The sequence below is a fragment of the Microvirga massiliensis genome (assembly GCF_001006805.1).
Lineage (GTDB): Bacteria > Pseudomonadota > Alphaproteobacteria > Rhizobiales > Beijerinckiaceae > Microvirga > Microvirga massiliensis.
The window spans coordinates 25,268-44,085 of sequence record NZ_LN811368.1; the positions used below are offsets into that span (position 1 = coordinate 25,268).

The 18,818-nt window shown below is 61.6% G+C and carries 12 protein-coding genes; 10 read left to right on the forward strand and 2 right to left on the reverse strand.

The annotated features are described in order from the left end of the window. Positions 1-555 precede the first annotated feature (555 nt). The 8 genes from BN1233_RS43820 (at position 556) to BN1233_RS51440 (ending at position 11,014) form a co-directional block, all read left to right on the forward strand. The gene (locus BN1233_RS43820; RefSeq protein WP_048710472.1) at positions 556-4,107 is read left to right on the forward strand and encodes a N,N-dimethylformamidase beta subunit family domain-containing protein; all 3,552 of its coding nucleotides are present in this window, start codon (positions 556-558) and stop codon (positions 4,105-4,107) included. Positions 4,108-4,182: 75 nt separating this feature from the next. Further along, positions 4,183-4,863: a glycosyltransferase family 2 protein gene (locus tag BN1233_RS37620; RefSeq protein WP_244471063.1), complete on the forward strand. Its 681-nt coding sequence runs from the start codon at positions 4,183-4,185 to the stop codon at positions 4,861-4,863. Positions 4,864-5,306: 443 nt separating this feature from the next. Then, positions 5,307-6,683, forward strand: coding sequence for a cytochrome c (locus BN1233_RS37625; protein ID WP_046868800.1), 1,377 nt, complete (start codon positions 5,307-5,309; stop codon positions 6,681-6,683). Next, positions 6,680-7,168, forward strand: a complete 489-nt coding sequence (locus BN1233_RS37630; protein ID WP_046868801.1) for a (2Fe-2S)-binding protein — start codon at positions 6,680-6,682, stop codon at positions 7,166-7,168. The genes BN1233_RS37625 and BN1233_RS37630 overlap by 4 nt, the downstream gene beginning before the upstream one ends. Continuing rightward, positions 7,168-9,420, forward strand: a complete 2,253-nt coding sequence (locus tag BN1233_RS37635; protein ID WP_046868802.1) for a xanthine dehydrogenase family protein molybdopterin-binding subunit — start codon at positions 7,168-7,170, stop codon at positions 9,418-9,420. The genes BN1233_RS37630 and BN1233_RS37635 overlap by 1 nt, the downstream gene beginning before the upstream one ends. A 491-nt stretch (positions 9,421-9,911) precedes the next feature. Continuing rightward, positions 9,912-10,238: a hypothetical protein gene (locus tag BN1233_RS37640; protein ID WP_046868803.1), complete on the forward strand. Its 327-nt coding sequence runs from the start codon at positions 9,912-9,914 to the stop codon at positions 10,236-10,238. A gap of 194 nt (positions 10,239-10,432) precedes the next feature. Next, positions 10,433-10,663, forward strand: a complete 231-nt coding sequence (locus tag BN1233_RS37645; RefSeq protein ID WP_046868804.1) for a hypothetical protein — start codon at positions 10,433-10,435, stop codon at positions 10,661-10,663. Positions 10,664-10,687: 24 nt separating this feature from the next. Then, on the forward strand, positions 10,688-11,014 hold the full coding sequence (locus tag BN1233_RS51440; protein ID WP_425311784.1) for a DUF7696 family protein: 327 nt from the start codon (positions 10,688-10,690) through the stop codon (positions 11,012-11,014). A 64-nt stretch (positions 11,015-11,078) separates the two neighbouring features. On the opposite strand, the gene BN1233_RS47825 is transcribed toward BN1233_RS51440, so the two are convergent. Further along, the gene (locus tag BN1233_RS47825; RefSeq protein ID WP_147707764.1) at positions 11,079-11,669 is read right to left on the reverse strand and encodes a hypothetical protein; all 591 of its coding nucleotides are present in this window, start codon (positions 11,667-11,669) and stop codon (positions 11,079-11,081) included. A gap of 3,361 nt (positions 11,670-15,030) precedes the next feature. Between BN1233_RS47825 and BN1233_RS37655 the strand changes: the two genes are divergently transcribed. Beyond that, a complete protein-coding gene (locus BN1233_RS37655) occupies positions 15,031-16,866 on the forward strand; it encodes a hypothetical protein (RefSeq protein ID WP_046868806.1) in 1,836 nt (611 codons plus the stop codon). 131 nt (positions 16,867-16,997) lie between these two features. Here the strand turns inward: BN1233_RS37655 and BN1233_RS48840 are convergent, their stop codons facing one another. Further along, a complete protein-coding gene (locus BN1233_RS48840; protein ID WP_046868807.1) occupies positions 16,998-17,519 on the reverse strand; it encodes a hypothetical protein in 522 nt (173 codons plus the stop codon). A gap of 305 nt (positions 17,520-17,824) precedes the next feature. Here BN1233_RS48840 and BN1233_RS37665 point away from each other — a divergent pair, with 305 nt between their 5' ends. After that, on the forward strand, positions 17,825-18,376 hold the full coding sequence (locus tag BN1233_RS37665) for an HD domain-containing protein (protein WP_082145889.1): 552 nt from the start codon (positions 17,825-17,827) through the stop codon (positions 18,374-18,376). The last annotated feature ends 442 nt before the right edge of the window (positions 18,377-18,818 follow it).

Sequence of the window (18,818 nt, forward strand, 5' to 3'; positions counted from 1 at the left end):
ACGCGTGGCGTGATCCAGCACACATGTCGTTGCCTTGGCCTGCACTATGCTGGCTCACGATGGCCGGAATTCTTGATTCGCTCGACCTCGGTGTTGCGAGGTCTGGATAGGGCAGCTTCATTCCGATCAGCCTCGCGTTTCCCATTAGGTGTGCAGTGCCGATCCTGACGAACTATGCAACTGTGACAGCGGGCCCAATCATCGCAAACGACATAAGCGCCCCGGCTCACGAGGTCGCACATCGCTGCAATCTCTGGCACTTTGATCGCAAGGGCAATCTGCTTTACCCAAAGAACTCGCGAACGCATCCCTATTGGCTAATGCGGTGGCAACGCAATTATCTGCGGGACTCACGGCATGTCATTTACCTGTTCTAAGATTTTGCTGTGGGCCCTCCGTCGGAGATCTCTGGAACCGCATCGCGGACCATTTCGATGCCTTCACGGCCCTCGGAATGCATCAATCACTTCCGCAATGCCGGATATATCTCACAATAGGTGAAACTGCTCTCGAATTTAAAGAGTATGACAATCTTTGTCGTGGTTCGGAGGCAACATGCAGCGACGCGAAGCTCCAACGTTCGAAGAAATACCGAAGGTAAGGACAGACGAGGCGGCCCGGCAGCGCCTCAACGTGTACGAGCCAAACTTCGGGCTGCTCGCCTCCGATTCGAGCTGGCGCAGGAGTTGGGAGCACATCCTCCCCGGCAAGTTCTCGCGCTCGCTCTACAGCGGTCTGCTGTTCGTCGAGCATTCCACAGGCTACGGCGAACTCTACGAAACGGACGGATATGGGCGCATCCGCACGCCGTTCCTGGGGCAATACAGCCCCCTCGGTGGGCGCGCTACATGGACGCACATAGTCCCCGGCTACTTTGGTTTGTCCGGCTTCACTGGGCTGTTGCTGTACGACCGCGCGGCGGGGTACGGCCGTTTCTATGACAGCGACGGTGAGGGCGGCTTCCTCCCGCGTAGTGAATACTCCGGCTGGCGCACGTCGTGGACGCATATCGTCGCCGGGCGCTTCGTCGAATCGTCGCCGTATAGTAGTGTGTTCTTCTATGACGCCAACGAGAGCTTCGGCGAGGTCTGGGCGACGAATGGAACGGGACTGGCAGGCGATGCGCCGCAGCACACGTTCAGGCACGACGCGGACGCATCGTTTACGCATGTTCTTGCCGGCGATTTTCACTGGACACCCGGCTTCATCGAAAACGTTCCGACGTTGAGTGATCTATTCTTCTACGACGCCCGCTCGGGGCGCGGCGAGATGTATCGATGTGACAGGTTTTCCGACGGTGTCGTGTTCGAAAAGACGGCCTCGGCCGACACGTTGCCGCGCCACGTGAGCAGCGTCATCGCAGGAAATTTCGGCGGGCTCGGCAACACCGACGTCGCGTTCTTCGACGGATCGACAGGGACTGTGGCCTTCGTTGCCTTCAAGGACACTAGCGACACCACGGCCGATATCATCGTCCGAGAAACGCAATCGGGGCTGCGGCGCGGCCCGACGATAATCGCCGTCGCAGGCAACTTTTGGATGGCGAACGAGGAGGATCACTGGTTCAGCGACGGGCCACCGGTGTCGTCGCCGCCGCAATTCGATCCCAACTGGCGTTTCGGTACCGGCACATTCTCCGATCTGCTGATCTACGATCGTGTCGCGGGCCGAGGCGAATTCTACTTCCACGAGCCACTCGCGCCTCCGCCGGAACCGCTCGAGGGCTATATCACATCGACCACGTCGCACAATGGATCACCCGCGCGTTCGACGGGAAGCGTGTTGCCGGGAGAAACCATCGCGTTTCATGTCAGCAGCCAGCACGGACCGTACACCATCACGATCTATCGCCAGGGCTCAGAGCACGGCCATCTCGAACAAGAGATGGCGACGATTGAAGGATTGCCGAGCAATCCAACGCCGCTTCCGATCGCGCGCAACGCGTACCGCGACGGCGCGCGGTGGCCCTCGGTCGCGACCTTCGTCATCCCAGACTGGTCGAGCGGCTTCTATGTAGCGCGGGTTAGCACTCAGAACTGGCCTATTTATACGGTGGACATTCCGTTCGTGGTTCGTGCGCCTTCCGCAACGACGAGCGGCGTGCTGCTCGTGCTCGGCGACGCAACCTGGTATTCGTACAATGATTGGGGCGGCCGCAATTCATACGGGCATCTCACAGGCAGCGACTTCGGCGGTGCGTATCCGAGCACATCGGCGTTGCGGATTCCCTTTGGCTTCCAACTATCGTTTGAGCGGCCATTGCACGGCGGCTTCGGCAATTCGCCGCAGACTTGGGAAATTCCGTTCGTGCGCTGGCTGGCGCGCATGGGGATCGCAGTGGACGTCTGCACGTCGCGCGACGTGCATTTCGAGCCGCCGAGCACGCGGGAGTATCGCTTACTGTTGCTGGTCGGACATCCCGAATACTGGAGCGCGCAAATGCGGAGCAACGTCGAGGGCTTCGCGAAGGCCGGCGGTAACGTCGCGTTCTTCGGCGGCAACATCGCGTGGTGGCAGATCCGCATCAGCGACGACGGGCGTCAGCTCGCCTGCTATAAGATCGCCGGGTTCGATCCGGTATCGACAGCGCCCGACCGCGCGCTCACGACCGTGCACTGGTTCGATGACCTCGTGAAGCGCCCCGAAACGAAGCTCACCGGCGTGAGCTGGCTCGGCGACGGCGGGCTCTTCTACGATCAGGACCATCGCTACACCGTCAAGCGTGCGGATCACTGGGCTTTTGCAGGAACGCGTCTGCGTAACGGCGACAAGTTCGGCGGCTATAGTAGCAAGCATGATGGCGTCGATGACAGTTCGGTGGCAGGCGCGGAGACCGACCGTGTTCAGACGAACGGACCAAATGGATTGAAGTCGCCGGTCGGTTACACACTCGCGAGCATCTACGACCTCCATTCGACGTCGTTTGAAGTCGGAACGATGGGCATCTTCAGGCCGGAGAGCGGCGCAGGCGAAGTGTTCAACGCCGCCACGAACAACTGGGCGCTCGGTCTCAACATTGCAGAGCCGCACTGGAATCTCATCGATCAAATCACCCATAACGTTGTCACGCGGCTGGGGTGGGGCCTGTCGAGCGTGTCGCAAGGCAAGAGCATTCCGGGCGCGCCCGTCACGGCCGTGCTCACGGCGTCCGACCGTATCGCGGTCTTCCTTGCCGACGATCAGGGCGAGGTCTACACGAGCGCCGGCCATCCCGATCATGGGTGGACGCCTTGGACGAGCGTATCCGAGGGCAGGACGGTGCCGGGCGGGCCTATAGCTGCGGTGCTCACCGGAACCGGTCGCGTGACACTATTCCTCGCCGATCCCGAAGGTGGTGTTTACACCACGTCAGGAGATGCGCGCGACGGCTGGGCACCATGGACGAGCGTATCTGAGGGCAGCACTGTGCCCGGCGGCCATATAACTGCGGTGCTCACCGGGACCGATCGCGTGACACTATTCCTCGCCGATCCCGGAGGTGGAGTTTTCACCACGTCGGGAAATGCGCGCGACGGCTGGGCACCGTGGACGAGCGTATCTGAGGGCAGCACTATGCCCGGCGCGCGCATCGCGGCCGTCGTGACCGCGCCGAATCGCATCGCGCTTTTCCTTTCCGATCCAGGAGGAGGCGTTTACACGACCTTGGGCAATGCCACCGAGGGCTGGGCGCCGTGGAGCAGCGTGTCCGAAGGCTCGACCACACCCGGCGGCTACGTCAGCGCGGCCGCAACCTCTCCGGATTGCATCGCGCTTTTCCTTTCCGATCCAGGAGGGGGCGTTTACACCACCTCGGGAAATCTCGCCGAGGGCTGGAGGCCGTGGGCGAGCGTGTCCGAGGGTAGCACCACGCCGGGAGCGCCGATTGCAGCGGTAGTTACCGGATCGAAGCGCATCACGCTGGTTCTCTCGGATCCAGTCGGCGGCATCTACACGACCTCGGGCAATGGGAGCGACGGCTGGCAGCCATGGACGAGCATCACGCATGCGCTAACGTCACCGGGCGCGCCGATTTTCGCATTGCCGATGCCGTCGCACAAGGTGCGGCTCCTCATTGCCGACTCGACCGGCCGCATTTACGCCACGACGAGCTATTTGCCACTCGCCTAATGTAGAACGAACCAGTCTCTCGATGACCCGCACCGTCACCGTCCCTCACGAGTGGATCGTTCCCGCTTCGACGAAATGATCCTTTCCCCGCGGCGCTATCAATACGCGCTCGTCATCCCGGTCATCAATGACGGGGATCGGATCCGGGGCCAGCTCCGGGCGATCCGAGATCTCGGTCTCGCGATCGACGTCATCATCACCGATGGCGGATCAACCGACGGATCCCTCGACGAGGCGTTCATCAGGACGACAGGCGTCAACACCCTCCTGGTCAAGAAGGGTCCCGGCCGCCTCAGCGCCCAACTCCGCATGGCTTACGCCTGGGCCCTCGCGCGTGGCTATGAAGGGATCATGACCGTCGACGGCAACGGAAAGGATAGTGTGGATTCCGTCCCGCTCTTCACCCAGGCCCTCGAAAGCGGATACGACCTGATCCAGGGCTTGCGCTATGTCGCCGGCGGGATTGCAGAAAACACGCCACTGGATCGCTTGATCGCCGGGAAGTTTGTGCACGCGCCGCTGATCAGCCTCGGCGCCGGATTCCGCTTCACAGATACTATGAACGGATTTCGGGGTTATTCCGCCAGGGCGCTCAGAGATCCTCGCGTAAACCCATTCCGAGAAGAGTTCCGCGACTACAACCTCCTGTTCTATCTGTCGGTTCGGATCCCGCGTCTTGGTTACAGGCCTGCGAGGTGCCTGTCTCCCGGCGCTATCCGCCGAAAGGGCGGACACCCACCAAGATCAGTGGCTTGAGCGGCCGCTTAGCGATGGTGGGCGAGCTGATCGGAGCAGTTGCGGGGCGGTCGAATCCGTGACCCCAACCAAGGCTTTGGCCGAGTGTGTGGCCATCTTGCACTTCCTTCGAACCGTCCCACCGCCAGGTCACGCGCCTCAGATCTACTCTTCGTGAGCGGTGTCGGCTCGGCACGATGGGATGCAGCCCCTCATTCACGCTGCATGGCGGTGTTCTTTAAGCCCATTGATCCCCGGAAGCGCGGACTCTTCCGCTTGTGAGATCGCTTGATCGCGCAGGAAGCGGCAGATCAAGCATTTCATCTTGCCCTGCGTCGGATCCGATACAGTTGTCACCCTGATCGTGAGCACCAGGCAGCTTGAGGAAAGCAGATGATCCTGGATCGGAGCAAGCTCAATGGCCTATGGTCCTTATGTTGCCCCCACGTGGGGAGTCGGCAGCCATGAGGGCCCTGCGGACCCTCGCTGGCTTCGCAATCCTCCTCGTCCTCGGTGCAGGAGCCTTTGTCGCCCATGCCTGGCAATCAGAGATTGACCCGATCGATCCGCCTGCGCAGACAAGCTTCGACCGAGCGCTCGTGACACGCGGCGCTGACCTGGCCGCCATCGGTAACTGCAACGTCTGCCACACGGCTCCGGGCGGAGAACCATTCGCCGGCGGCCTCGGCATCCCGACACCCTTCGGAACCATCCATTCGACCAACATCACGCCCGATCCGGAGACCGGCATCGGTCGCTGGTCGGAGGCCGCATTCATTCGATCCATGCGAGAGGGCGTGGATCGCGAAGGCCGGCATCTCTATCCCGCGTTCCCTTACGATCACTTCACCCTCGTGTCCGATGAGGACAACCGCGCCCTCTACGCGTTTCTGATGACGCGCAAAGCCGTTGCGGCAACGCCGCCTGCAAACGAGCTTTCGTTCCCGTTCAACTTGCGGATCCTTTTGGCAGGTTGGAAGGCGCTCTATTTCCGCGAAGGGCCGTTCCAGCCGGCCCCGAACCGGTCCGAGGAGTGGAACCGCGGGCGTTATCTGACGGAGGGTTTGAGCCATTGCGGGGCCTGCCACACGCCGCGAAACCGGTTGGGTGCAGAGAAGAAGGACGAGTATTTCGCGGGAGCGGAGGTCGAGAACTGGACCGTCTATGCGATCAACATGAACTCGCCAGCTCCTGTACCCTGGAACCAGGAGAGCCTCGCATTCTACCTGCGCCATGGTTGGCATGAGCACCATGGTGCCTCCCGGGGCTCGATGGCCCCGGTCACCGCCAATCTCGGCTCGATTCCCAAAGCCGACGTGAAAGCGATCGCAGCCTATGTGGCTGACGTCATGGGTCGTCCGAGTCAGGAGCGGATCGCCCGGGGTGAGGCTGCCTTGGCCACGGCTCGGAAGGAAAGCGAATCGCCTTTCGCTATATCGGCGAACTCGACGAACGGAATTGGCGAGGCCATCTTCCTCAGCGCCTGCCAAGGCTGCCATGACGGGCGCCGCCCTGTGCCGTTCGGAGGTCTCAATCTCCATCTCAGCTCCGCCGTCAACGCGCCCAATGCGCAGAACATCATCAATGTCACCCTCTTTGGCCTGCCTGCGGCCCGAGGTGAGCCGAGTGCCATGATGCCGGCCTATCGCGGCGTCCTGAACCAAGATCAGCTTGTGGCCCTGCTCGACTATATTCGCGACCGGTTCAGTGAGGAGCCGGCTTGGACCGACACGCGAGAGCGTGTCGCGGCGACGATGAACGGCGAACGCGAAGTGCCCATTTACAGAATGGACGGCACGACGCAGGCTCCACCGGAAACGAGCATGAGGACCGCACCATGACCGTGACCCTGACCGTCAACGGCAAGACCCAGCGGGTGGATGCCGATCCCGAGACGCCGCTGCTTTACGTGCTGCGCGATCATCTGGAACTCAACGGCGCGAAATATGGTTGCGGCGTCGGACAATGCGGTGCCTGCACCGTCATGGTCGATGGCGAGGCCGTGCTCTCCTGCGTCACACCCGTTCTGCTTCTGGAGGGGCGCCGCGTCACCACCGTGGAAGGCCTGGGGACGCCGGAGAAGCTCGGGCCGATGCAGCAGGCCTTCATCGAGGAGCAGGCGGCCCAGTGCGGCTACTGCATTCCGGGCATGATGATGCGCGCACAAGCCCTTCTGCAGGCGAATCCCAAAGTCGACGAAGCGGCGGTTCGCGCTCATCTCGAGCCTAACCTCTGCCGCTGCGGCACGCATATGCGGATCATCAAGGCCGTGATGCGCGCCGGCGAAATGATGCAACAGAACTCCCGAAACGGTGGAGCTTCCTGATGACCCGCTCCGATGTGACCAATCCCACGCGACGCGGCGTTCTCGCCGGGGGTGGCTCCCTGGTTGTCAGCTTCGCTCTCCTGACGCAGGCCTTCGCCCAAGAGGGCGAGGTACAAGCGACGGCACCTCCTGCCCAGCCGAAGCCGAAATTGCCCGGAAGCCTGTCGGGCGACCCCTTCCTCGATGCCTGGATCCGCATCGACGCCTCCGGCGAGATTTCCGTCTTCACGGGCAAGGCCGAGCTGGGACAGGGCCTCAAGACCGCCATCCTTCAGATCGCCGCAGAGGAGTTGGAAGTCGACCCAGCCACGATCCGCCTGGTCACGGCCGATACCGGACAGACCCCGAACGAGGGTTACACCGCTGGCAGTCAGTCCATGCAGAACAGTGGCACCGCTGTCCGCCACGCGGCGGCTCAGGTGCGCGAGATCCTCATCGGCCAGGCGGCAGACCAGTGGCAGGTTCCGGCAGACCAGTTGCGCGCCGAGAACGGGAGAGTGATCAGGCCAGATGGTCAGGCGCGCGACTACGGCTCCCTCGTCTCGGCTGAAATCCTGCATGTCGAGGCGACGCCACAATCGCGTCTCAAGCCGACAGACCGCTTCCGCGTCATGGGTAAGTCCATGGCGCGCGTCGACATTCCGGCCAAAGTAACGGGCACGCCGATTTACGTGCAGGATTTGCGCATGCCGGGAATGGTCCATGCGCGGGTAGTGCGTCCGCCCCGTCCTGGGGCAATCCTCACGGACCTGGATGCATCCGGCGTCGAGCGGATGCCGGGTGTCGTGGCCGTGGTCCGGAACGGCAGCTTCCTGGCCGTAGTGGCCGAACGGGAGTTCCAGGCGATCCAGGCGATGCGGGTGCTCGAGGCGAAGGCACGTTGGTCGGAGGGCATGAGATTTCCTAACCCAGCCAACTTCATCCAGTCCCTGAAAAATCTCCCCTCGCAACAGGGCGTGGTCGCCGAGAAAAACCAGGCAGCCGTTGCGGCAGCGCAAACCTTCCAGGCCACATTCACGCGCCCCTATCAGATCCATGGCTCGATCGGCCCATCCTGTGCGGTGGCGCTGTTCGAGAACGGCACCACCACGGTCTGGAGCCACACGCAAGGCGTCTATCCCGACCGTGCGGCCATCTCGGAAATGCTCGGCGTCCAGCCGGAGCAGGTGCGCGTGGTCCACGTGGAGGGCTCCGGCTGCTACGGCCACAACGGAGCCGACGATGCGGCCGCCGATGCCGCACTCATCGCCCAGGCGGTGCCGGGCCGGCCGGTTCGCCTGCAATGGATGCGCGAGCAGGAGCATGCCTGGGAACCCTATGGCCCTGCGATGCTGACCGAGGTGCGCGCTTCGCTCGATCAGACCGGGAAAATCGTCGAGTGGAACTACGACCTGTGGAGCAACACCCACAGCACGCGTCCGGGACCTGCCGGTTCGCTCATCGCAGCGCGTTCCCTGCCGACGCCGTTCCAGCCGCCGCCGGCACAACTCAGCATTACGCCCTCCGGCAACGGTGATCGCAATGCGGTGCCGCTCTATTCGATCCCGAACATGCGCGTGATCTGGCACTTCCTGCCGGAAATGCCCTTGCGCGTCTCGGCCCTGAGAGCGCTCGGCGCCTATACGAATGTGTTCGCGATCGAAAGCGCGATGGATGAACTCGCCCTGCTGACGAACGCCGATCCGGTCGAATTCCGCTTGCGCCACATGGAGGATCCGCGCGCACGAGCGGTGATCGAAGCCGCCGCCACTGGCTTCGGCTGGTCCAAAGATCCCCTGCCGGAGGGGCGGGGACGGGGCTTCGCCTTCGCTCGCTACAAGAATTTGGCGGCCTATCTCGCGATGGCGCTCGAACTAGAGGTGGAGCGCGAGACAGGGCGCACCCGTATCATCCGGGTAACGGCGGCAATCGATAGCGGCGAGGTGATTAATCCCAACGGGATCCGGAACCAGACCGAGGGCGGCATTATTCAGGCCGCAAGCTGGACTCTGTATGAAGCCGTCACTTTTGAGGAAGCCGGCATCACCAGTATCGACTGGTCAAGCTATCCGATCATGCGGTTCGGTTCAGTGCCGGAGAAAATCGATGTGCACATCATGGACAGGCCGGGCGAGCCTTTCCTTGGGACCGGGGAAGCCACTCAAGGACCCACTCCGGCTGCTATCGCCAATGCCATTAGGCATGCGACTGGAAAACGGCTCTACGATCTCCCGTTCCGGGCCGAGAAGGTAAAGGCCGCTATCGGCGTATGAGAACCGTGAGTGAGGCGTCCGCCTTTCAGCCGGTTCCCCCAAATTGACTGTCTCCTGATATTCCCGTCACGTCCGAGACAGTCCACGATCCTGTCGTTCAGTACTACGCTTGCTGATCTTAACAAATGCAGGCGGGGCTGCCTCTTACGCTACGTGCATCGCGGTTTCGCTGTCGCAGAGTTGTCCGGCGTATAGGCTGGATCCTCGATCGGGATCACCTGATAGGTCGCTGCCACCTGAATTGCGACGCCTCGATCCCGAGCGCCGACACGTCGATCTCAACTCATAATTCGGCGCGACTCTGTTTCGATTGCTCTCCCGCTCTCATCTCGAGCTCCCCAGCGATTCAAGCCGGAGCTTACAGAGAGAGAGTCGGATCAGACCAGGTCGTTTTATCTACCGAGTGCCACACAGAATCATACCCAGCCTCTGGTACCATTCAGCAGCTGTTTAGCCATCGCCAAATTCAAAATCCCAGAAAGAACCCTCTCATGCCTGTTCTCACCGACGACCAATACCGCACTATCGAGAATAATACTTCTGCCCTCGCATTTTCGATTGATGCGAACGCGATCAATTGGAGGGCCGTCGGCGAAGATGATCCCCTGGACAGGCTTCTGGCTACCGTCCTGATCGGAGTCTCATTTCACCACCTCGAGGCCCGCGAGATTACAGAAGACGAGGATGATGGAATCGGCTTCAAGTCCTATCCTGAGGACTACGACACCCTGCGCGAGCTCGCCGGCGGTCGCCCCTCCTCGACAATGTCGATCGAAGGGCACGACTATATTCTCTTTCTCACGCCCTATTGCGCATAGGGCTCATTGCGTTGAGCCGAACCGAATACGAGGCTCTTGGGGGCCGAACCGGTACGGTCGCCAGTCATCACCCTGACACACTTCACGGATCGATCCGGTCGCACCCTGATCTTTGGGGCAGGCTGAGATCGGTGCAGTGCTCAAACGACCCAGTACTGCCGCCATCCATGAACCTACGTTCTTGAGCGGACACTATGAGCAGCAATGGAAAAGACCGGCTTCGCAGCAATGCGGAGCTGGTGGCACGGGACTACACTCCGGATCTGCGAGCTCGCGGCAAGATCCAGCGGGCGATCGATGACCTCGATCGATACGGGCCACGCACGGTCGGGCGGCGCGACGCGAAGTTTGCCCTCGTGCAGGGTATCGAGGAACTCATCGACGCAAAAGTCGAGATGGCCATCCGCAAACTTATTGACAGGTAATCTTCAGATCGTCGTCTTGTCGCGTTGCGGACCCCTCCGCTTTTTTGGAATCCTGGCCGCAGGCGCCCGGATAAGGATCCCCGACCACGACCATGGCATAGCCCATACATACACAAGGCATCCTCCTACGACCGGCAAGCGGCGGCCCTGTCCGAGCTCACAGGCCAGCCGGTCAACACTTGGTCCGAGGAATGGCGCCTCGAGTGCGAGGCCAGAGCCGTTCTGGAAATGTCGAAGGAGCAGCACGAAGCCTATTTCAACGGGGCAAATGGCGACGCAAGCCAAAGGGGACTCATTGAGCTCCAGGAGATCCGGGCGGCCAAAGACAAACCGCGGTCAGCCTCCCTCTAAACTGGGCATTATATCAAACAAAAAGGGCGCCGGAAAAACCGGCGCCCTCTGAAATCGATGATGCTTAGATCGCTGATCCTCGTAGCACCATCGTGTCTTCATCAGCCGCGAGCTTGACCTGCTTGAGATTCAAGTTCCCGAGCGTCTTGGCATGGATCACCACCGTGGTGTCCCCGACCTTCTTCGCTTTCACACCGCCGCTGGTGGCGCGTGTGATCACGACCTCATCGTCCTCATTCCGCTCAATCTTGAGACGATCCTCAGGCTTGAAGCCCGACTTGTCCCATTCCTTGCGCTCGAGTTGAATCACGGTCGAAAACTTCTTCGGGCTCGACTGGTCCGGTTGCGAATAGACCGAGATGTGGCGAGACCACTCCTTCTCTCCCCAGTTGGCTCGGGTCAGGAGTTCGGCCGTCTTAGCCGCGGACGGGCTCATGCCAGCGCCTTCGCGTGCATCCTTTGCGGCCGAAGGTGCAGCACCTTGCGGCACTGCCGCCGCAACCGGATGCTTCCTCGGACGTCCACGACCGCGCTTCTGCACCGGCTCGAGACCAAGGTTCAACTCCGGCTGCTGCGCCGGCACGGTGGTGGTCGCTTGGGCAGCAACTTCCTCGGGACGCGGATGCTTACGCGGGCGACCACGAGGCCGCTTCACGACAACCGCTTCCTCGGTTGCAGTCGCGGGCTGCGACACAGCCTCCGAGGCCTGCGCTGTCCTTGCAGCGGCCCTCTGCGCACTCTGCTCCGGTAGGCTCTGCGGGGCAACAGCCTGCGCAGCAACGTCCTCGGGACGCGGGTGTTTACGCGGCCGGCCACGGGGACGCTTTACAACGACTGGCTCAGCCGTCTCGGCCTGTCCGAGTGTATGCACCGGTGCTGCGACAGGCGCCGCCTCCGCCTGAACAACCTGAGTTGCGACATCTTCGGGCCGCGGATGCTTGCGCGGCCGGCCACGCGGGCGCTTGACGACAACTTCCTCCGGTGCGGCGGCTGCCGCAACCGGCTGAGCGGGTTGAGGCGCGGGCGGCACCGCAACCGCCTGAACGGGCTGTGGAGCGGCGGCCGTCGCCAATGCACCTGTCGACGCTTGGGTGGCGAGATCTTCAGGCCGCGGATGCTTGCGCGGACGACCCCGCGGGCGCTTCGCAGCGGCTGGTTCCGGTGTGCCAGCTGCGGCAACCGACGGAGTGGCTGGAGTGGGCACAGCAATCGGCGTTTGAGCTACGGCCTCCTCTGGCCGAGGATGCTTCCGCGGCCGGCCACGAGGGCGCGTTACCGCGACCGGCTCGGCTGGCTCGGCATGACCAACTGTCTGCACTGGTGCCGTGACAGGCGCTGTCGCTGCCTGATCTGCCTGAGCGGCAACATCCTCGGGCCGCGGATGCTTGCGCGGGCGACCACGCGGGCGTTTAGCGACAACCGATTCAGGTGCCGCCTCTGCCACAACCGCCTGAACGGGTTGCGGCGCTGCGGGTGCCACAACGGCCTGAACTGGTTCAACTGGTTGAGGCGCGGCGGCTGTCGCCACTGCAGCTGTCGATGCCTGGGCGGCGAGATCTTCAGGCCGCGGGTGCTTACGCGGCCGACCACGCGGACGCTTGGCGACAGCGGGCTCAGGTGTGGCCACCGGCTGCTCGATTACCGGCTGCTCGATTTCGGCTCGCACCTCCGGCTCCGTTGGTACAGGTGGTGCAACCGCGCCGGCTTGAACTGCGAGATCTTCCGGCCGCGGATGCTTGCGTGGGCGACCCCGCGGTCTCTTGCCCACGACCGGCTCCGCCACGGCAGCAGGCTGCGGAGCTTCAGCTTGGATCTCCGGTTGAACTGCCACAGCCGGAGCAACTGCGCTGGCCTGGGCGGCAAGATCCTCTGCACGAGGATGCTTACGCGGCCGACCACGCGGGCGCTTTACTTCCACGGCCTCTCCGGCCTCGGCATGAACTGGCGATTGCGGAGCAGATACGGGCGCGGGCACCACCTGTGCCTCGGCCTGAGCCGGAGGCTGTGGAGCGGTAATAGTCTTCGGAGGCTGTGGAGCGGTAACAGTCGCGGGCACGGCCTGTGCCTCGGCCGCTGCCGGCGGCACCGTGATGATCTCGTCCTCAACTGCATGGTGAGCAGGAGCTGCAGGAGCCGCAGGATGAGAAACCTCCTGGATCCTGCTGAGCGCTTCCCTCACGCTGAACGACATGCCCTCTGCGGAACGAACCACAAGTGGGGCCAGATTAGCGACGGCTTGTATCTGCTGCGCCTGGAGCGACTTTTGCTCGTCCTGCAGCGAAACCATTTTGCCGATCTGCGACACCATGAGTTCCATGGCAGCCCGCATGTTCTCGATGTCCGACGCGATCGTCGTCATCACTTTTTCGAACTGCTGGCTCTCTCCGGATGGAGCCGTCGGGGCTTGAGGTGCCGCCGCGGGTGCTGCTGCTGCCGGAGCCGGCTGGCTTGCCGGCTTCCTGAACAATGCTTCAGCCTCAAGCGACGGCGAAGGACGCCGCCCCATTCCCGGCAGACCGAGTCTTTCACGCCTGACCGGAGAAGCCCCGGCCGGACCAGAACTCGTGCTTTGTTGACCGGCACTCGATTTTCCGAAATGCCGTTCGATGAGACGCGCTGTATCGTCCTTAGGCTGCTTCGACATAAACACCTGCTCCGCTAATTGTGCGGGAGACAAAACCGGGGTCCCTTGCTGGGTGACCTTGAAGCGATCCGCCAACCCCAGACATGAGGGGCAGACATCGTAGGACCGGGAGTTTCGGCCCAGGAGCCAGCCCTTCTGCTTAAACCACTCGTTCACAACCTCGTCCGAGACGACGGTTTTTCTTTCGAACGTGGCAGTCGTGGGACACTTAGAGCAGTGAACGGTGAATCGAACCTTAGACGGAAGACCACCACTCCGGGTGATCACAGGTTCGAACAGACGCACGCTTTTCAGCATACACTTTCCCTTAGAGGCGATTGCCTAGCCTCGACTCCGCTCAGGACTCGTCACCCCGATCCTATGCTTCGATTCGAGTGAATCAGTGCCAACGGGCCGGGGTATTAGCCTATTGCTCAGCCGTGTCCACCACAGCTAACCCCGATAGCATTGACAGGTTCCGACCGACCTGCCTAGTGGTACCCACCCCCGAGCAGGCGGAAATAAAGGATATGTGGGGAAAACTTCCCTAGCGTCAGAAACTTGGTTCCAATTGAATCCCAAAAAGTAAAGTCCGAGAATCTCCGGACCGTCCCTTTCTCCGAGTTTAGAAACGTCATTTAAGCGTGGATATATGGCGTCGAGCACCCCGGGCAGCAAGTTGCCGGCCTAATGGAGCTCCGGTTTTCATCGTCGCACCCTGCCCAAGCGCTGCCAGGGTCAGGCGACCTCACCTGTTCAAACGGTTTCGATCTGGAGATTTTAGTTCTTGGATGAGCGAGAGCTTCCTCAAACCCTTGAAGAAGTTTGAGAGATTGATGGATCACAGCCCGGGCCAAAATAGGTTTTCCAATGCGGGGGCACCTGCGGCGCAGACTCCCGAATAATAATAGTCCCCGGCACGAGGCTATTTCCGGGCGTCGACGGCCAAAAATAGGTGAGGATGGACGTCAATTTAGGCTAAGTATCGTCAAAGAAGTATTCCTATTCTCGCTAACGCGCCCTTTTGGCGACAAAATGACCAAACGTCATCAGCGACCTTTCATCGCTTGAAAGGACATTTGTGCCCTCTGGGTTGATCAATTCCTGACCGGATTTGATCGAGTCTCCTTCGCATAAGTCAGCAGACCTCTCCGCCACGACTTCTCTCAGAGTCGTGCCGAAGGGGCCTCAATACCCCTTGGGCCTTCAGGAAAGCCCGCTGGTTCCAGGAAGAGAACCTCTTCCGCGACCTGCTCTTGGTCGCAAAGCGAAGCCTGACCTCACCACCAACGCGAAACCACCCTGCTGAAACAACCTCGGCAGCCGGCTCGCGGCCAACGGAACCCCCGCCTCTTCAGAGCATGCCCGGCTGCCTCGATGGAGTTTTCAGCCAATGACATCACTGGCCATCCATATTGATCGTCTCAAGAAGAACCTTGAGAAGAACGGCGTGTCGTGGAAGCGGCACAAAATTCTGGAATTGCTCTCATCCACGTTCGGCTACCACAATTCGAATGAGCTGACCGCCGCGCATAAGCGGGGAGAGATCGACCCGCCCAAGGCGGAACCGATCGGCGAGATCGCCCTGCCCAGCGGCGAGAGCATCGTGGTCGTCCGGGACCCGCTCGCTCGGGCGCCCTACGCCATCGACCAGAGCTTTCTCGAGCGCGTCGTTGCCGAGGAGCGGGCCGAGACTTTTGGCCCGCCCCCCTATGGGCACCTCATTGACCTGTCGCGCCTCCTCGACGGGAATCTCGAAAAAATCGGCCCGGCTCTTAAAAGCGGCCCCGGTGCGGAAATGGTCAAAATAGATGTTTTCTGCGCCGTCATGTCGTTCCGGAATAGCGGAGAATCCGTAAATCTGTACCTCTCCGAGGACGATCTCTACTCCGAGGTCGCCGATCTCTGCCGTAATGACTGGCAGCTCAGGTCCCAGATGGGCAATGTCGGCGAGGAGGAATTCGACCTCGCGACCGCATCGGATCGTGAAATCGTCCGATTCTATTATCGTGACAATGAGCGCGAGGGGCTCACGATCGTCGAAAGCCAGCTTGAGGTCCCGGCCTCGATGGTCGGCGCGCTGCCGAGATCTGGTCAGCGGCTGAACCCCAAGGGCACCATCCCGGTCCGGCTCTACCAGGCCGAAACCACCCATCGCCACGGCTCGGATATCTACACCGAGGCTACTCAAGAGGCTCTCGACCGAAGGGTCGCCGCCTACTGCCGGGATCATTGGGGCGATTGGCGGGATGGTTCCGACGCGGGCGACGACGAGACCGATCCTCAAACCCTTTCTGACGAAGAAGTGACCAGAAGGTACTTCGACGCGATGGAAGGCGAATACGTCGAGGGATCCTTCGTCGATATCGAAATCCCGGTCGCCCAGCTCAACCTGCCGGCGTCAACCCGGTCGCAGTCACGGACGTCAAGGGGTGGGGTTCACCCGAGAGCCCGGAAACAGCCCTCGATTAAGTCGCGTCCAGACCAAGGGACAGCCGCAAATGCGCGGAAAGCCATGCTCACGCAGCTCGGGTTCAAGAACTACGAGCTCAATGATGAGCAACGCGACGTGATCCTCGCCGCGCTCCGCCTCTGGCAATCCACGGGTAAGGACCAGATTGCCGACGTCCTAATGGGCTACTCCTGCCTCTACAAGGGCCTCAAATTCGTGATGCCCTGCGCCGAATACTATTTCGGCGAGGATAGCGATCGCGACCAGGCCCTTGCCGAGGTGACCGCATACGCTACGGACATCCGTACCCGGATCGAGGCGATCGGGGGATATGTCTTGGTCGACGAGGATGACGGCCCCGACGAAGATCGGCACACCGTTCAGGTCCTCGTTCCCTTCGAGCATGCTCTCCGGCTCGTCCGGGGAGCTAAGACCGAAGAGCCGTATGACGCCTGGGTCTTGGCCCTGATCGATCTGCTTCTGCCGACCGACATGCCGCGGATCCAAGCTGCCTTCCGCCCGGAGGTTTGGGTCGGCGACCAGGCCATGACCGTCGAGCCGGCCGGCAAGAACACCTGGGACGTGACCGCCGAGATCGTTCAAATGGGCTCTGAGAGGGCTCTCGCGTTACGGGACAACGATTACCCGTCGGACGACCTTCGGAACTCCCGAAACGCCCCTGACTGGGTTCGGGATTGGAATGGACCGTTTCGGGTCGAAGTCGCTGGTGCCATTGCGATGTTCTATGAGCATCTCGACGGCCACGGCAACAAATAGCCCACGCTAGCCACACCACGGGGGCTCTGATGTCGACCTTCGTCAGAGCCTCCCTCAATTCCGAGGCTCATCCCGGTGTTCAAGTCCTGGTCGGCGCCGCGGGGTCCACCCACCCGCAGCAATCTCTCGGATCAGGAGGCTGTACTCGGCAAGGCCTGACCGGTCTCATTCGAGACCAGCATATCCGTGCCCGCCGTGTTCTTTTCCTCTTCTGATTCCGTCTCGTCCGGCTTCCCTGGTTCGACCGGAAGCCATACCCCGAACTCGGACCGGAGCAACCCATCACGCCGAAGATTGCTCAGCGTCCCTACCAGTGTGCTTTGCTTCTGGTCGGGGAACATGTCGCGGATCCGGGGCGTGGAGAGCCCCTCGGGGGCCTTTTGGATTGCAGTCAGAAGTCTGCTCCGGAAGGTGTTCGCACGAGGCTCCGACGTTCCGCCGGCCTCTCGCGGCTTTCGTGGTCTGCCGGGTCCGCGTTTAAAGACCATTGCCTCGGGCGGAGTCTTGGACTCACCCAGAAGTGCGCTGAGATCTTCCTCACCTTTGCGCAGCCACTCCCGTTCGACCTCCAGGGTCGCGATTTGCTCTTCGATCTCGGCAAGCCGAGATCGGATGGCAGCTAGCGCCAGACTTAGCGCCTTGGTATCCAGCATTGACGAACACGCCCCGGTTGAACGCGGGTGCTATCTGTAAACCTGCCAGGGCCAGCGTCAATCGGCAGCTAGGGCGAAAAGACCCTGGAAACTCGACATTCCGTATAGCCGCCGCCGCTACGGAATCGCCGCCGGATCGCTGACGCCTCTCTCTTTGAAGGCCGCCATACCTCCTTAGGTCCGGCTAGGTGACTGAGCGTCCAGTCTCTGGCCAGGAAGCTTGAGGCCCCCGGAACGCCCCTGATACTATTATTCCGAAAGTGTTCCCGCAGACGGGCAATCCTAGAACCCCGAAAGGGAACTCCATGACCTTCGATAAAAACCGATTTTCCCTTCTCATCAAGGCCGCCGGCATAAAGAGGCCCGAGCTCGAGATCCCTGAGGACGACCTGGTCCGGCGGGCTCGCCTGTTTGCCACCCATCACCACGCCGCGGTCGGGCAAAAGCGGAAATACAGCGGGGAAGACTACATCACCCACCCTGCCGCGGTCGTCGCGATCCTCAAGAGCGTCACGAGCGACCCCATCACCCTTGCGGCCGGCTGGGCTCACGACACCGTCGAGGATACCCACGCGACGCACGAGATGGTCCGAAACGAGCTCGGATCGGAAGTCGGCCTTCTGGTCGAAGGCCTGACCGACATTTCGACACCAGAGGATGGAAACAGGGCGACCCGGAAGGCGATCGATCGGGCCCACAGCGCGGCCGCCGACCCGCGGGCCAAAACCGCCAAACTCGCCGACCTGATCCATAACGGGATCGATATCATCGCCCACGATGTCAACTTCGCGAAGGTGTTCCTCCAGGAAAAGGCTCTTCTGCTTCCCGTCCTCGTCGAAGGCGATCAGACCCTTTAGAAAGCGGCTCACCGTGTTCTCGAGGCCGGCCAACATGCTCTCGTTCAAGCGAAACTCGCCGCCAAGGCTGGCTTGGAGCGATAACCCCTCACCAAAGCCGTCTGCCGCTCTCGTCGAGCGGCAGGCTTGATCCTCCGGTTCGAATGCTGTCTTTCCGTGACGTCCTCAAGGGCGAAAGGGCGGAGCGCCAACCGTCCAGCTGGCATGGCCGGTCCTCACGGGCGTCCGACGATATTCCCGGCTCCGAAGCGCTCCAAGAAAAATTCCTCTAACTGTGCTTTCCCATTATAGGCGTAATCAGGAATGTTCCATTTCCAACGCCCTCAGCCTCGAGATTCCCATGCGAATCTATCTCGTCGCGCTCACGACACTCGCCGTTTTTTCGACTCCCGCCGTTGCTCAGTCACAGCTCACGGCTCTCGCGTCACAGAAGGGGCGGTGC

Bases quoted from the DNA above. Each gene is read 5' to 3' on its own strand.
- BN1233_RS43820 (WP_048710472.1), top strand. From the start codon at position 556: ATGCAGCGACGCGAAGCTCCAACGTTCGAAGAAATACCGAAGGTAAGG.
- BN1233_RS37620 (WP_244471063.1), top strand. From the start codon at position 4,183: ATGATCCTTTCCCCGCGGCGCTATCAATACGCGCTCGTCATCCCGGTC.
- BN1233_RS37625 (WP_046868800.1), top strand. From the start codon at position 5,307: ATGAGGGCCCTGCGGACCCTCGCTGGCTTCGCAATCCTCCTCGTCCTC.
- BN1233_RS37630 (WP_046868801.1), top strand. From the start codon at position 6,680: ATGACCGTGACCCTGACCGTCAACGGCAAGACCCAGCGGGTGGATGCC.
- BN1233_RS37635 (WP_046868802.1), top strand. From the start codon at position 7,168: ATGACCCGCTCCGATGTGACCAATCCCACGCGACGCGGCGTTCTCGCC.
- BN1233_RS37640 (WP_046868803.1), top strand. From the start codon at position 9,912: ATGCCTGTTCTCACCGACGACCAATACCGCACTATCGAGAATAATACT.
- BN1233_RS37645 (WP_046868804.1), top strand. From the start codon at position 10,433: ATGAGCAGCAATGGAAAAGACCGGCTTCGCAGCAATGCGGAGCTGGTG.
- BN1233_RS37655 (WP_046868806.1), top strand. From the start codon at position 15,031: ATGACATCACTGGCCATCCATATTGATCGTCTCAAGAAGAACCTTGAG.
- BN1233_RS48840 (WP_046868807.1), bottom strand. From the start codon at position 17,519: ATGCTGGATACCAAGGCGCTAAGTCTGGCGCTAGCTGCCATCCGATCT.
- BN1233_RS37665 (WP_082145889.1), top strand. From the start codon at position 17,825: ATGACCTTCGATAAAAACCGATTTTCCCTTCTCATCAAGGCCGCCGGC.